This is a genomic window from Chryseobacterium sp. AG363 (assembly GCF_003610675.1).
Taxonomy (GTDB): Bacteria; Bacteroidota; Bacteroidia; order Flavobacteriales; family Weeksellaceae; genus Chryseobacterium; species Chryseobacterium cucumeris.
The window spans coordinates 249,511-262,282 of the sequence record NZ_RAQF01000005.1 but is presented as its reverse complement, the minus strand read 5'-3'; the positions used below and the strand labels follow the sequence as shown (position 1 = coordinate 262,282).

Below are 12,772 nucleotides of genomic sequence, written 5' to 3'. Positions count from 1 at the left end.
CATCATCTAACATGCCAATATGAAAATCGTTTCGCTTGTACCTTCTATTACTGAGGCTTTATTCGACCTTGGACTGACCGAAAATGAAGTGGTAGGAAGAACCAAATTCTGCATTCATCCTCAGGATAAAATAAAAAATGTACCCATAATCGGCGGAACTAAGAATATTAATATTGAAAAAATTAAAGCATTACAGCCGGATCTTATTCTTGCCAATAAGGAAGAGAATGTAAAAGATCAGGTGGAAGCTCTGATGGATGATCACAAGGTAATGGTCACCAATATTGATACCATTGAGGATAATTACTACCTGCTTAAAAACCTCGGAAAACTTTTTGGAAAGGAAGACAGAGCGCAGCTTTTCAATCTTAAAATTTATGATGTTCTGAATCAGGCAAAACTGGAATCTCCTGTAAAAGCAGCTTATCTTATCTGGAAAAATCCTTATATGACCATTGGATCAGATACTTTCATCCACAGGATTTTATCTGAAATTGGTTTTGAAAATATTTTTAAAGACAAAACCCGTTATCCACAAATTACCACTGAAGATCTGGTAGAGGCAGACGTCATTATGCTTTCATCCGAACCTTTTCCGTTTAAAGAAAAACATATTGAAGAGCTACAAATTTTCTATCCTGATAAAAAGATAATGATTGTAGATGGTGAAGCCTTTTCCTGGTATGGAACCCATATTGCCAAATGTGAGAATTATTTTAAAAAACTTCTCACAGAAATTCATTCAATGCAGCAAGGTTAGTTTTTCACCTCATCTTTACACTTTAAATATTAAACTTTAAATATTCAATTCACATGTCTGGTACAGCTATACTATCTGAAGGAACAGAATTCAATCATGTTATGCAGGAGGTTTTAAAATACATCAATCTTTATGTAATGGCATTTGGAAAGGAAGAAAGAACCATCACCCGTTTAGAAAAACGTGAAAATATGTATGGAGGAAAGGGAACGGTTTATATGATACAGATGTTTGATCAGGAAGAACTGGCCAATAACCGCCTGGCGGCCTACATGGTTTTACTGAATAAAGGAGATGAATCTGGATTCCACACGCACAATCTAAGAAATGAACAGGAATTGTACGTTGTAGTGCATGGAACCGGAGAATATCGTGAAAGAACAGGAACAGAAGGAGCAATACGCAGGAAAGTGCTGCAGAAAGGCGATATTACAGCGATCAGTTCTGTAGGATATCATTCTATTGAAAATACGGGAGATGAGCCTTTAATTATGTTTGTGATTACCACCAACAATCCATAAAAAACTCCGGCTGATATAGCCGGAGTTTTTATTTTTTTATAGTAAGTTTTGATTATAAAATCTTAGAAACTTCATTACAAAGCCATTCTAATAATTCACGGTCTTCCTGCGTGAAAGGATCAATGGTGTGAGAATCAATATCAATCTGACCGATATTTTTTCCATCCTTAAAAATCGGAACTACAATTTCTGCTTTTGTATCAATTGAACAGCTTAAATAATTGCTTTCTTCGTGTACATCAGGAACTACAAATGTTTCATTGGAAACAGCAACCTGGCCACAAATTCCTTTACCGTAAGGAATAATAGTATGATCTGTTGGCGCTCCTACATAAGGGCCTAAAATCAATTCATCCTTATCTCCGTTTTTGAAATAGAAACCTGTCCAGTTGAAGTAAGGAATCTCCTGATCCAACAGGTGGCAGACTTTTTCAAGTTTTTCTTCTGTATTATGTTTGGGACTTTCAAGAATTGAGGAAAGTCTTTTCTTTAATTCTGACATTGTATTTATATTTTAAGAGAATTGTTTTAGGGAAAGCTCTTCTTTATATCCGAACATTCCACGCTCTTTGATCATTTCTGCTACGCCTTCCGGAACCTGAGTTTCCCAGCCTTTCACACAACATGCAATTTTTCTCAATATCTCTCTGGAATAAATTTCCAAAAACTCAGGATTATAGTTGGTAATATCTACGATACGGTTGTTGTGTTTGAAGTATTTGTATAATTCTTTCAGATTTTCTTCTACCTTCAGGTTGGAAGAATCCAACAGCTGATGAGTTTCCGGATCTTTGTAAGGATACAGATACACTCTCATTCCGTTTCTGAAAAACTTACCGAATGCTTCAAGAATTCCTCCTGAGAGATTTTTATAATATTTCTCATCGAATACCATCAGCATATTATTTACTCCCATGGCGACTCCGATGTCTCCACTTGTGTAAGATGCGAAGTAATCAATCAGTCTGTAATATTCAGAGAAGTTTGAAATAATAACGGTGTACCCCAGTTTTCCAAGAATGTCTACTCTATCCAGGAAATCCCTTTCATCAATATCTCCGTCTGCTCTCAGATTGGAAATGGTGATTTCAATAAGGACCTCCGTTTCTTCGTGGGTACAGGTAGCATCTTTGAAGAACATATCCATACCATTTTTAAGCATGTCAATGTTCACTTTCGTTACTGGTCTGAAACTTCCTCTTACCGCGAAAATATTTTTCTTGTACAAAACATCTGCAGGAAGCATATTGTTTCCTTGAGAATTGAAAATTACCGCATCCGTCATTCCATTCTTTACCAATTGAAGAGACATCAGTCTGTTATCAACATAGGCAAAAGCAGGTCCGCTGAAGTCGATCATATCAATTTCCAGATTATCTTTTGCAATATCATCATAAAGAGATTCTACTAAAGTTCTTGGATTGTCAAAATAATGAAAGGCTCCGAAAATAAGATTTACTCCGAGGTTTCCTAAGGTTTCCTGCTGAAGTGTAGCATCATTTTCTTTGAATTTTACGTGGATAACGATCTCATTATAATCTTCATTTTCTTTGGTCTGAAAACGGATTCCTACCCAGCCGTGGCCTTTTACCGTTTTATCAAAATTGATGGTCGTTACCGTATTGGCGTAAGAAAAGAATTTCCTGTCAGGATTATTATCTCTTGAAATTCTCTCTTCAATCAAAGCGACTTCATATCGAAGCATTTTGCGAAGCCTGTTTTGGGTTACGTACCTGTTTTTTACTTCTTTTCCGTAGATGGCATCACTAAAATCTTTGTCATAAGCAGACATTGCCTTAGCAATCGTACCGGAAGCTCCCCCTGCTCTAAAAAAGTGGCGAACAGTCTCCTGCCCGGCTCCAATTTCTGCGAAAGTACCATAAATAGTAGGATCTAGATTAATTGTTAATGCTTTTTGTTTAGGAGTTAGTTTCTGATACATTAGGACGTGAAATTTTTTGTAAATTTACCAAAATTAAACCAACCTCAAAACAAAATGAAGTTGAAATTTTTAGGAACCGGTACTTCTCAAGGTGTACCCGTTATAGGCTGTACATGTGAAGTGTGTACTTCAGAAAATCCCAAAGACAAACGTTTGCGTTCTTCCGTAATGATTACTACGGAAGAAAATAAAAAAATACTGATCGACTGCGGCCCGGATTTCAGGCAGCAAATGCTTACCAACCATGAACATACCGTAGACATTGCACTAATTACCCATGAACATAATGACCACGTGATCGGGCTGGATGATATGCGGCCCCTGATTTTTAAAAGTGGAAAAGATGTACCGCTCTACTGCTATTCAAGAGTGGCTCATGAGATAAAAAACAGATTTCCTTACGCTTTTGCTGACGTAAGGTATCCCGGTGCACCCGCTTTTGAACTACACGAAATAGAAAATAAGCCCTTTGAGGTATTGGACACAGAAATCACTCCTGTGGAGGTGATTCACTATAAAATTACTGTTTTCGGATATAAGTTTAAAAAACTGGCTTACATTACGGATGCCGGGTTTATTTCTGAAACGGAAAAGGAAAAATTAAAGGATCTGGATATTCTGATCTTAAACTGTATCAGGAAATTTGATCCTCATCCGGCTCATTTTATCCTTCCGGATGTTATTAAAGTATTTGAAGAGCTAAAACCGAAAAAATTATTCTTAACGCACATCAGTCACCATTTAGGACTGCATGATATTGAAGATAAGGAGCTTCCATCCGGAATACACCTTGCCTACGATGGTTTGGAACTTAATTTTTAAAAAAAATCTTTAAAAAAGCTTTTGAACATTGAAAAAAGTTCCTATATTTGCACACCAATTTGAAACAAACATCATGTTTGAATTGAACATCAAGCCCAGGTGGCGGAATTGGTAGACGCGCTGGTCTCAAACACCAGTTCTTAGGAGTACCGGTTCGATCCCGGTCCTGGGTACAAGACCGGAAAGAGGTGATAATTCACTTTCCTTCCGGTTTTTTTTAGTCCCTAACTCATTGTTTATCTGGTATATATAAGAGAGTAAAACATTAGGTCGGGTGGTTCGATAATTATTTTTTGAAAATTGCAATTTTTGGGGAAATATCGAACCAATTATTTTGCGTTTAACGTCAATATCCCCGTCAGTATAGACTTTCGCGAGATCTACCAGGTTCGATAATGCTTGGTCTAGTAGTTTTAAAAAATCTATTTTTTTATTATCTTTTCCTTTAGTTAATTTAACTTCAAGCTTTTCAATTTGCCCTTTACATTCGGTCTTAATTTCAAAATAATCTTCATCATCAATTACCCCTTCCATAAGTTTATTTCTTGCCTGTTTCAACCTGCTGTTTAAACGATCTATCTCTAATAGAATTGCTTTCCTTTCCTTTTGGGGATTATTAATTAATTTTTCAAAATTTTGTTTCAATACTTTTTTTAAATAATTTTTTATAGATGCGCGCATTTCTAGTGACTGCAATATCTCTAAAAATTTAGAATTAATAATCTCAGATTTGTACCGGTATGGACACGGAGATTTGCAATGGTAGTAATAATATTTATTTCCAGAACGTCCCGTAGATGCACTGCCGGTGATCAAATGACCACAATCCGGACAAACTAGGAAACCTCTTAATGGTAAATTATCGTCAGACAATACTTTTACATTGGGTCTGGCTGGATTCACATTTCCATCCATTATACATTGAACTTTTTCGAATAGTTCTTCACTGATCAGAGGTTCATGAATACTTTTAACAAAATGAGCCTCCTCTTCATTGAATTGCTCCACGAAAATTTTCCCACAATATGCCGTATTGCGTAAACTTGCAAGAAAGGCACTTATCTTAACTGATTTTCCTTCCTTTCTGTTCATCATATCCATTATCTGGCTCGCTGAATATACGCCTTTTGACATTTCGTTAAATGCCCATCTCATGTTAGAAGCTTCTGGTTCCTTCAGAGTTACATACTTTTTTCCATTCTCCGTTATTTTGTTAGCATAGCCGTAAGGCGCCCTTCCCATTAATCTGCCTTCTTTTTTAGCACGGCGCATTCCATAATAAGTATTCAAAGCGCGCCTGTCGTTTTCAACTTCTGGTGCAGCAAGATATATAGCCAACATCATTTTATTTTCTGGAATGGAAAGATCTAAAGGTTGCTCAATGGCCTGCGGTTCTACTTTAATTTTCCTAAGTATATTAATCATTTGATAAGCATCGCCAGCGTTCCTGCTGAAGCGATCCCATTTTGTAAAAAGCAATAGATTCGTTTTCGAGCTTTTTTTCTTTAGCGTATCCAGTAATTTAATCCACTCTGGCCTGTTAAAAGTCTTGGCTGAGTAATCTTCATAAATGATTTGACCTACCTGAATGTTATTGTTTTCACAATAGCGCTTTAATCGCTCTTCCTGATCCCTTTGCGAGTATCCCTTATCTGCTTGCTCATCAGTTGACACACGGATATATAAATCGGCTTTTTTCATATATAAATCTTAGAAAATGTTATTGTTCTAAAAAACGCTTTATAGTAATTGTTGACAGCATTTTTAAAAATTCGACAATCAGTTCTGCTTCCGCCATAGTTAGCTCAATTTTTTCCTCTTCTTTAAAAATTTTGATAATCTCATCAATGCTTATATTTTTAACTTCAAGTTTCCTTTCCATGACCGATATCTTTTGAATAAAAATATCCGGCATAATCAATCATAATGAATTGAGGCATTTACTTGCAACACTTGGCTTAGAAGTGCAAATTGTTATAGTTTATCTCGCACTTTTAACGTTTACTCAAAAGATACAGCCTCTCAAAGCATTGTTCTACACAAATGCAGTAGCACAGGTTCCCTCCCGTAAGTCAGCATCAGCAACAGAATTTACAATTTTGTTTATTATTTTTAAAGTGGCAACAAGAATGGTTGCGAAGAAATTCATCTTTCTTAGATGCAACTAAAATACAAATAATCAGTTGAATGTTAAAATTATACAATATAAATCTAATTATACTTAATTGTCAAGTAGCAAAGAAGATTAAAAAAAGTACAATCGTTTTTCTGTACAGTCGTATAAAACACTTTTTAGCCTTAATTTGAATTCAAGGGCTTATGAACTCAATTATCCAATTTGCTTTTTAAGCTCCTCCTTACTTGGAAGGATAGCCTTATACTCTTTTGCAAAAATAGTATTGTTGTTTTCTGGAAGTGTAAACTCAATCACTGTTTTGTTCTCTTCTTTGCAAAGAATAATTCCAATGGTAGGGTTCTCTTCTTCCAACTTTACTTTTCTGTCATAATAATTGACATACATCTGCATTTGCCCAATATCCTGATGGGTCAGCTTTCCAATTTTTAGATCAAAAAGCACGAAGCACTTCAATAAACGATTGTAAAACACTAAATCCACAAAGAAACTATCGCCTTCGAATGTAAATCTGCGTTGCCGCCCTTCAAAGAGAAAGCCCTTTCCTAATTCCAGCATAAAATGCTCTAATTTATTGATGATCTCAGTTTCCAAATCACTTTCGGAGTAGCGGTTATCTTCTTTTAGATCTAAGAATTCCAAAACATAGTGACTTTTTAAAACATCGGTCGGCTTTTCTATGATCTGTCCTTTCTGGGCTAACTTCTTCACTTCTTTCTCGTTCCTGCTCAATGCCAACCTTTCATATATGGCTGAATTAAATTGTCTTGTAAGCTCTCTAACACTCCAGTTATTCTGGCTCGCCTCTATTTCATAAAAATTTCTCTCATCTGAGTTTTCGATCTTCATTAATTGAATGTAATGAGACCACGATAATGAGAAAAAAGAATTACGAGACACTGATTCATAAATTACATCCTCAGCAGAATTACGAGGCGCTGTTTCGTATTTTTCAGAAATTCTATTTTGATACATTAAATAAAACTTTCTCATCCACTGCAAATTGTCCACTGAATAGCCTCTGCCGAATTCTTTTGTCAATTGTTGACTTAGATTTTTCAAGGTTTCTTTTGCATACTCTGCTCTGTCCTTTCCATCCTGCTCATTCTCAATGATTGCCTTACCTATTTCAAAATAAGTCAATAACATAGCTGTATTAATATTTCGAACAATACTGCTTTTAGCATTTTCGATTAACTGCTTTATTGAAATGAAAAGATGTGATGACAATTGACTCATACTTACAAATTTAAAATTATTTCTTTATTAATATCGCTATTATATAGTGTTAAATATGGCATTTTAAGGATATTAACTGCATTTGGCTTTATGTGGCAGTACTTGGCTTTGTAACATAAAGTAAAAAACAACCTACAACTTCATTAATAATTAAGATTTTCACCGTCTGAAACTAAATTTATATTTCTTAAATCTGTAAACTATTTTCCATAATAAACCGGTAAAAAGGCAGCTAAGGTATTGTTGCCAGCTAACGCTTTTCCCACCAAAAGACTACGGCATAAACGGTTTCCTCCCTAAAGGTACCTTCCAATTATTCCGTTTCCTTTTGGTTTTTATTCTTTGGCAACACTTCATATCTGCTTTCTTTTTTCCGGTTTTTCTTTTGAAAAATATTCAGCGAAGCTTGAAAAGTCTTTTAAGGAATGAATTGGAAAAGAGGCTGAAAACAAGTCAAAAATATAACAAGTACGGGAAATTCAAGTCTCTGCCGTATAAGAGCAATCACATGGATTTTAATATTGTCAATGAAATAAAACTAAGTTATTCAAGAAAAGGCAACTCTGAGAGATTAATAAGCTGTTCACGTGATGCCATTGATGTATTCCGTCAATACTTTGACCTTGAAGAAATAGATTACAGAGAATCATTTTTTACACTGTATTTAAATCAGGCAAACAAAGTTTTAGGGATAAAGAAAATATCCGAATCAGGAATTACCTCAACAATAGTTGATGTAAGAATTATTATGCAAGCAGCCCTATTGTGCAATGCAACTGCCATTATAGTAGCACATAATCACCCATCAGGAAATTTAAGACCTTCAGCGGAAGACTTAAAAATTACTCTGAGCATAAAAAGTGCATCAGAATTTTTAAATATTAAATTATTAGATCATTGTATTCTAACTTCTACAGATTATATGTCGTTTGCCGATGAAGGACATATTTGAATAACTTTTAAAATTACTAGAGTAAGCGACAATCATTCATTGTCGCTTATTTAAAATTCGGCGAAAAGACAATCCCTTCCTGTGGTCGGAAAAGCCTTTTCGCATATTGTAAGGAGTAACCCTATTGAAAAAATTAGCTTACATCAATTTTCTCAAAAAGGTTACAGGGACATAGTAGGGTTATATCAGATAACCATAGATGTAAAAAAAGGCTATTTCTGATGAAATAGCCTGAAATTTTAAATGATGATTTCCTATAAAGTTTCTACACTTTGAGGATTAAACTGGAAATTCACTTCCTGCTTATTACCCATATTATCCGAAATCCAAATATCAAAACTTTGAGAGACTGAAGATTCAGAAGTATAGTATAACCTGAATTCCTTTTTACTTAGCGGATAGAAATCATTAGGAACAAAGGATGGATTGTCAAATAACCGCAAACTTCCGGCTCCTTCAGACTGAAAATACCGCAGCGAGTAAGTAGTACCCGCATAATTTCCACTCGGTATAATACGACATCTGATCTCTACAGTTTCACCTTTAGAAATGTATTTCTGAACAGGCATCACCTCTACATCAAAAGGAAAATTCTGCTGAATTTCCAAAGTATCATTCTCACATGATAGTATAAGTAATAAGATCATCACTGGAATGATGAAACACCCTAACAATAATTTATGATTAAGTATATTTTGCATTTTATATTATTTTTAAAAATTACATCTTATTCCAACACCAAATAGGGCTTGTAACTGCGCCTTCTGACTATTTTTCAAATAGCGAAGTTGTCCGTTGACCATGAAAACCAAATGTGGTGTCAGATAGCTTTCGATAGACAACTTACCATTTACCCCATAAATAAAGTGATCTGTTTCGGTAAGCATTGAACCGTCATATAGCAATTCATTGCCTTTGTTAACCTGCTCATAGCCTGCCAGACCGCCAATTCCCATATTAAGATTAACATTTCGCATGAAGTCGCCCCCTAAGTAAAAACTGTAGCCTCCGTTAAACAGAAACATTTCTATCGGGATATTGTAGTTGGTATACTCATAATACTTTCTGCTATATTCTGCCAGCCCAAACAAATAATTCCCATTCTTTCCATAAGAAATAAGCCCTGCTGCTAAGACATAATTTTGTTTTTCGGGAGAGCTAGGAAATAAAGAATAAGATATTTCAAACCCTTTTTGCTTCGGAATCATCTGTTGTGCAAATGATTCTACATTCATTGTAATTATGAACAGGACGGCTATAAGTAATCTCTTCATCTTAATTGGTTTTGAAATTTAAACTATTGATCAGCTTAGCATTAATCAGCTCTCTGTTCTCAAGCTGAACTTTTTGATGCCGCCCTCCATTTCTCTCCAGAACTTCAATTTCTAACACTTGATCCTTTAACAATGTAAACTGATCCAGTAAATAAACAACCGTTACATTAGAATTATGTCTTGCAGTCATCATCGGCGAATATACCCTGATCGGTTCCAGCAACTTATCCTGAATAACAGTTCGCTTTAAACTCTTCTTATCAACAATCTTAAAATTCACGATTTCAATTTCGTAAGCGACATTGCTGCTGTTATCAACCTGTAAGGTAAAGTAGAATTTGTTGTCATTCACTTGTAATGCACGGACAGAAAACTGAATACCGAAGCTCTTTGAAGCAATATGTTTAATGGTTTTCCGGCTCTTTTGATACAGGTTTTCCATAATCAATCCTGTAAGTGATGAAGAGCTTCCTTTGAGATCTTCAAAAAGTACATCAGTTGAATATTCCCTTTCAACGCTTCTCTGCATCTTTACAAGATCGTAACTCTGGACATCAGGATAGGCACTGTAAAAAACATCGAAACTATAAAATTTTCCATCTTCCGTAATAACCGAAAAGTTGGTTTCCTCTTCAAAATTCCTGACAGCTGACTTAACCCGTAGAACATTTCCGATAGGTTCTGCTTTACTAGCAACCAAAAGTTCACTTCCCAGATCAACGTATCTTATTGATGAAGGAAAAATCACATGAGTGGTTTTACTGTAAGTAATCTGCAACCTATAAGGTTCCAGTTTAGCTTGTTCTAATGAAACATAGCTCATCACGGAATCCTGACCAGACACCCTGCTTACAACCAGCAGAAATAATATAATGAGAATATAATGGCTCTTTTGTGTATTCATTTTTTAATTTTTTGATTAATTATTTTTAGGCACAAGTAAGACCTGCTGCCCTGCTTTTACAGTAACTTTTGATTGCCGAACTCTTTTTTGAAAATAACCCGACAATCCCTGTATGACTCCCTTGCTCAAGTCAGCTGCAACCTGCTGTCCTGCCGATTGGGTCATCATAATGTTAGTACCTGAAGTCTGACTCATATTGGCAACAATATCACTGACCGCATTCTGCTCCGGCGAATACGGAACATATAAACCCAATTGTCCATCATTATCATAGATATTGATTTCTACAGGATAGACACTGCCCTTATATTGAATGGAGGATATTGTTAGCTGAAGTCGCCCACCCTGAAATTTACCTGCAGCAATAAGCAAATTTCCCGCAGGGATTTCTGTATGCCCAAGCTGCATCGCTTCTGTAAGTCTTATGGATAATGTACCTTCATTGACTAAGCTCTTCGTCTTGTAAACAATACCTCTTATTGCATTTTTAGATTGGCCCGAAATTTTTGTTTCATTCTGAGCATTATAAAACCTATTTTGACTCAGACCTGCAACAAAAGCACTGTCTGACGGCTCTCTGTACAATGAGGAAACAATATCGGAATATGCAGGTCTTGCTGAAGTGTTATTAATCTTCTTTTCAGTAGATTTGTTAGCCTCTGTTTTTGGTGAAGGTTCTTCCTGCCTTGAATTTGTCGGAAGATATTTGGCTGCCATCTGATATGATTTCTCCATCAGCTCTAACTGATCGTTCATTCCAAGACCTGCAGGAACAGTACTATTTTGCAGGGCTTCATTCTTTAACCTTGAAATTTCTTTCCTCAATTGATTGACTTCCTGATCATCACGACCGTAGAACGAGCTCAAAGTCTGCTGCGCATTGCGATAACTGTTCACTGCATTCTGATCGGATTGCTTAAGAGTACTGGTATTAGACATCGAAGCAGAAGGGTTACTGTTCGAATTTAAAGTGTTTTGGTCATTCCAATAGTCCGATAAGGTGGTTATTGAATTTCTTTTCTCTTCTTTTTTTTGCTCCAATAGTTGTTGTTCATAAGCTTTTTGCTTGTCTGACTGCAGCTGTCCGTCCTTTGCCTGCGGAATAGCAGCATTAAATCCAGCCTCTTCAACTAGGGTATTATTGGATTTTGGTTTAAAAATGAGGTAAAAGCAAGTTGCACAAACAGCAGCCATCAAAAAATAAATAACGGGCTTCTTCACTCTCTCCCATTGTCCTTTCGGATGATCACTCAACTCATTAGAATTTTGAGTAAGATCATTTTCTGTGATTTTAATTTTCTCTGAATCTTTCATGCTCTATTCTTTTACTTTTGAGTTTACTGTATCATTCTGTCCTGAATCTTTTTCGAGAGTTTTCTTAGAAATTCCGTCAATGTGATGGATCGACATGGTATTACTTCTTTGGCTTGTAGAAATAAAGACGTTGATAATAACAATGACTGTTAGCAGAGCATAACCACCAAAGAAAATTTTGGTTAGCAATCTTTGCTTCGCTACGGGAAGAACCTTCCAATGATTCTCCACCTCTAACACATAATGTTCGATTTTATCTCTTAATTTTTTCATTGTGGTCATATTAGCGTTCGACAGTTTCTACATCTTTGTTTTCAATCACATTGAATTTTTCAATAGTAAATCCCTGGGGATTACTGTCAGACCTGACAGAATTAACCAATGAACAGTTCGTAATTAGATTTCGAATAGTAAGATTACTGGATCTGATAATGAACTGCCTGGCATAAGTTTTTACATCATAAGGATAACTGTCGAAGTTCGCTACAACACTGTCCACTTCAATCCTCTGCTGGATATTGCCAGAAATGATTCTGTTATAGTATCCTTTCTCCTGGAGGTCCTTGTAGTAGTTGAATGCGGATTGGTCAGCCAAATTGAAGGCCCTTTTCACATTACTCTCGATGGCATTTTTATCAGGTGCTATCGTGAAGAACAATTCGTGAAATCTTCTCACATGCTCTCTTGCCTCCACCGGTCTGTTGATCGATATATCCTGTGATAGTGCTACCATCAGGGATTTGCCGTTATCCAGCACATAAATCTTCTGACGCTGCTCTTCGGCAAACTGGTAAGATTTGAAGACGACTACGCCTACAACACCAAAACACAGCACCACAAAAACAAACGTAAATAATCGGATCTGTTTGAAACTGCTCTCAATATTTCTTAAAGTTTTAAATTCCATAGA

The 12,772-nt window shown here is 35.9% G+C and carries 15 protein-coding genes and 1 tRNA gene; 5 read left to right on the top strand and 11 right to left on the bottom strand.

The genetic code is table 11. The features are described 5' to 3' along the window. The first annotated feature begins 19 nt into the window (after positions 1-19). Together DEU39_RS19625 and DEU39_RS19620 are read left to right on the top strand one after the other, a co-directional pair. The gene (locus DEU39_RS19625) at positions 20-760 is read left to right on the top strand and encodes an ABC transporter substrate-binding protein (RefSeq protein ID WP_120233085.1); all 741 of its coding nucleotides are present in this window, start codon (positions 20-22) and stop codon (positions 758-760) included. A 53-nt stretch (positions 761-813) separates the two neighbouring features. Beyond that, positions 814-1,281 carry a cupin domain-containing protein gene (locus tag DEU39_RS19620; protein ID WP_120233084.1) on the top strand — a complete coding sequence of 156 codons (468 nt, stop codon included), beginning with the start codon at positions 814-816 and terminating at the stop codon, positions 1,279-1,281. A gap of 52 nt (positions 1,282-1,333) precedes the next feature. On the opposite strand, the gene DEU39_RS19615 is transcribed toward DEU39_RS19620, so the two are convergent. Both DEU39_RS19615 and DEU39_RS19610 read right to left on the bottom strand, forming a co-directional pair. Beyond that, positions 1,334-1,783, bottom strand: a complete 450-nt coding sequence (locus tag DEU39_RS19615) for a GAF domain-containing protein (RefSeq protein WP_062671360.1) — start codon at positions 1,781-1,783, stop codon at positions 1,334-1,336. Between the two features lie 12 nt (positions 1,784-1,795). Further along, a complete protein-coding gene (locus DEU39_RS19610; protein WP_034692241.1) occupies positions 1,796-3,223 on the bottom strand; it encodes a hypothetical protein in 1,428 nt (475 codons plus the stop codon). Positions 3,224-3,277: 54 nt separating this feature from the next. On the opposite strand from DEU39_RS19610, the gene DEU39_RS19605 reads away from it, so the two are divergent. Together DEU39_RS19605 and DEU39_RS19600 are read left to right on the top strand one after the other, a co-directional pair. Then, positions 3,278-4,045 carry an MBL fold metallo-hydrolase gene (locus DEU39_RS19605; RefSeq protein WP_120233083.1) on the top strand — a complete coding sequence of 256 codons (768 nt, stop codon included), beginning with the start codon at positions 3,278-3,280 and terminating at the stop codon, positions 4,043-4,045. Between the two features lie 93 nt (positions 4,046-4,138). Continuing rightward, positions 4,139-4,218, top strand: a tRNA-Leu gene (locus tag DEU39_RS19600). Here DEU39_RS19600 and DEU39_RS19595 read toward each other — a convergent pair. From DEU39_RS19595 to DEU39_RS19585, 3 genes are all read right to left on the bottom strand, one after another. Next, positions 4,172-5,746, bottom strand: a complete 1,575-nt coding sequence (locus DEU39_RS19595) for a recombinase family protein (protein WP_120233179.1) — start codon at positions 5,744-5,746, stop codon at positions 4,172-4,174. The genes DEU39_RS19600 and DEU39_RS19595 overlap by 47 nt on opposite strands. A gap of 19 nt (positions 5,747-5,765) precedes the next feature. Beyond that, positions 5,766-5,927 (bottom strand): hypothetical protein, encoded by a 162-nt coding sequence (locus tag DEU39_RS24495; protein ID WP_183037448.1) that lies wholly within the window; start codon positions 5,925-5,927, stop codon positions 5,766-5,768. Positions 5,928-6,374: 447 nt separating this feature from the next. Further along, positions 6,375-7,418: a YhcG family protein gene (locus DEU39_RS19585; protein WP_120233081.1), complete on the bottom strand. Its 1,044-nt coding sequence runs from the start codon at positions 7,416-7,418 to the stop codon at positions 6,375-6,377. 508 nt (positions 7,419-7,926) lie between these two features. Between DEU39_RS19585 and DEU39_RS19580 the strand changes: the two genes are divergently transcribed. Further along, on the top strand, positions 7,927-8,370 hold the full coding sequence (locus DEU39_RS19580) for a RadC family protein (RefSeq protein ID WP_120233178.1): 444 nt from the start codon (positions 7,927-7,929) through the stop codon (positions 8,368-8,370). A gap of 254 nt (positions 8,371-8,624) precedes the next feature. Here DEU39_RS19580 and DEU39_RS19575 read toward each other — a convergent pair whose 3' ends face one another. From DEU39_RS19575 to traK, 6 genes are read right to left on the bottom strand one after another with little or no spacing between them, the layout of a single operon-like run. Continuing rightward, entirely contained in the window at positions 8,625-9,071 is a 447-nt protein-coding gene (locus DEU39_RS19575) for a DUF3872 domain-containing protein (RefSeq protein WP_120233080.1), read from the bottom strand. Between the two features lie 12 nt (positions 9,072-9,083). Then, positions 9,084-9,644 carry a conjugal transfer protein TraO gene (locus DEU39_RS19570; RefSeq protein WP_120233079.1) on the bottom strand — a complete coding sequence of 187 codons (561 nt, stop codon included), beginning with the start codon at positions 9,642-9,644 and terminating at the stop codon, positions 9,084-9,086. A gap of 1 nt (position 9,645) precedes the next feature. Continuing rightward, on the bottom strand, positions 9,646-10,548 hold the full coding sequence (traN, locus tag DEU39_RS19565; protein ID WP_120233078.1) for a conjugative transposon protein TraN: 903 nt from the start codon (positions 10,546-10,548) through the stop codon (positions 9,646-9,648). Positions 10,549-10,563: 15 nt separating this feature from the next. Beyond that, on the bottom strand, positions 10,564-11,862 hold the full coding sequence (gene traM / locus DEU39_RS19560) for a conjugative transposon protein TraM (RefSeq protein ID WP_120233077.1): 1,299 nt from the start codon (positions 11,860-11,862) through the stop codon (positions 10,564-10,566). A gap of 3 nt (positions 11,863-11,865) precedes the next feature. Then, positions 11,866-12,144, bottom strand: coding sequence for a hypothetical protein (locus DEU39_RS19555; protein ID WP_120233076.1), 279 nt, complete (start codon positions 12,142-12,144; stop codon positions 11,866-11,868). A gap of 1 nt (position 12,145) precedes the next feature. Beyond that, positions 12,146-12,769, bottom strand: coding sequence for a conjugative transposon protein TraK (traK, locus tag DEU39_RS19550; RefSeq protein WP_120233075.1), 624 nt, complete (start codon positions 12,767-12,769; stop codon positions 12,146-12,148). Positions 12,770-12,772: the final 3 nt, after the last annotated feature.

Bases quoted from the DNA above. Each gene is read 5' to 3' on its own strand.
- DEU39_RS19615 (WP_062671360.1), bottom strand. From the start codon at position 1,783: ATGTCAGAATTAAAGAAAAGACTTTCCTCAATTCTTGAAAGTCCCAAA.
- DEU39_RS24495 (WP_183037448.1), bottom strand. From the start codon at position 5,927: ATGGAAAGGAAACTTGAAGTTAAAAATATAAGCATTGATGAGATTATC.
- DEU39_RS19585 (WP_120233081.1), bottom strand. From the start codon at position 7,418: ATGAGTCAATTGTCATCACATCTTTTCATTTCAATAAAGCAGTTAATC.
- DEU39_RS19595 (WP_120233179.1), bottom strand. From the start codon at position 5,746: ATGAAAAAAGCCGATTTATATATCCGTGTGTCAACTGATGAGCAAGCA.
- DEU39_RS19570 (WP_120233079.1), bottom strand. From the start codon at position 9,644: ATGAAGAGATTACTTATAGCCGTCCTGTTCATAATTACAATGAATGTA.
- DEU39_RS19605 (WP_120233083.1), top strand. From the start codon at position 3,278: ATGAAGTTGAAATTTTTAGGAACCGGTACTTCTCAAGGTGTACCCGTT.
- traN (WP_120233078.1), bottom strand. From the start codon at position 10,548: ATGAATACACAAAAGAGCCATTATATTCTCATTATATTATTTCTGCTG.
- DEU39_RS19580 (WP_120233178.1), top strand. From the start codon at position 7,927: ATGGATTTTAATATTGTCAATGAAATAAAACTAAGTTATTCAAGAAAA.
- DEU39_RS19555 (WP_120233076.1), bottom strand. From the start codon at position 12,144: ATGACCACAATGAAAAAATTAAGAGATAAAATCGAACATTATGTGTTA.
- traM (WP_120233077.1), bottom strand. From the start codon at position 11,862: ATGAAAGATTCAGAGAAAATTAAAATCACAGAAAATGATCTTACTCAA.
- DEU39_RS19625 (WP_120233085.1), top strand. From the start codon at position 20: ATGAAAATCGTTTCGCTTGTACCTTCTATTACTGAGGCTTTATTCGAC.
- DEU39_RS19610 (WP_034692241.1), bottom strand. From the start codon at position 3,223: ATGTATCAGAAACTAACTCCTAAACAAAAAGCATTAACAATTAATCTA.
- traK (WP_120233075.1), bottom strand. From the start codon at position 12,769: ATGGAATTTAAAACTTTAAGAAATATTGAGAGCAGTTTCAAACAGATC.
- DEU39_RS19575 (WP_120233080.1), bottom strand. From the start codon at position 9,071: ATGCAAAATATACTTAATCATAAATTATTGTTAGGGTGTTTCATCATT.
- DEU39_RS19620 (WP_120233084.1), top strand. From the start codon at position 814: ATGTCTGGTACAGCTATACTATCTGAAGGAACAGAATTCAATCATGTT.